Here is a 563-nt window from a genome sequence, read left to right as displayed (position 1 = left end):
AAAGCTTGCGACAGGGTATGGTGATTGATCTTTGATTTAATTCTTTTTATAACAGTTAGTTAGGTGTGAATAAGGCAAGATGGTGAAAAAGATCAATTGCGTGATATTAATCACAAAAGTGGTGAGTGAAAAGTAGTCGCATGAAGCAATTTGTTTACATGAATAATGGGCTACAAAATAGTACTTCTTTCATAGCCCACAAAGAGTTACTTAAACCAATGTTCGTCGGTCTCAGCCTGTGTACTCGAATAGCTCACATACAGACTTGAACAATTGTTCAGTTGATACTGGCATTGTAGGGGTAATAAAAATGGTATCGTCACCCGCTACTACGCCAAGAATACCCTCGGATTTACCTAACGAGTCGAGTAGGCGAGCAATAAGCTGTGCTGCGCCAGGACCAGTGTGAATGACAACCAATGCCGCATTGTGATCGATGTCTAAAACCAGTTCACGTAGAGAGCTGCTTACTGTTGGTACGCCCAGCTCGGCCGGTAGGCAGTACACCATTTCCATTTTTGCGTTACGAGTACGAACAGCACCAAACTTGGTCAGCATACGTG

General features: G+C 42.8%; 1 protein-coding gene. It reads right to left on the bottom strand.

Features of this window, described 5'->3' with window-relative positions; translation table 11 throughout:
- Positions 1-231: 231 nt before the first annotated feature.
- Positions 232-563: arginine repressor (locus tag R8O11_RS30190; RefSeq protein WP_318195259.1), on the bottom strand; the 332-nt coding region annotated here is incomplete at its 5' end.

The sequence above is a fragment of the Vibrio sp. 1288 genome (assembly GCF_033344475.1).
The sequence above is the reverse complement of the archived record's forward strand: the minus strand, read 5'-3'. Positions and strand labels throughout refer to the sequence as shown.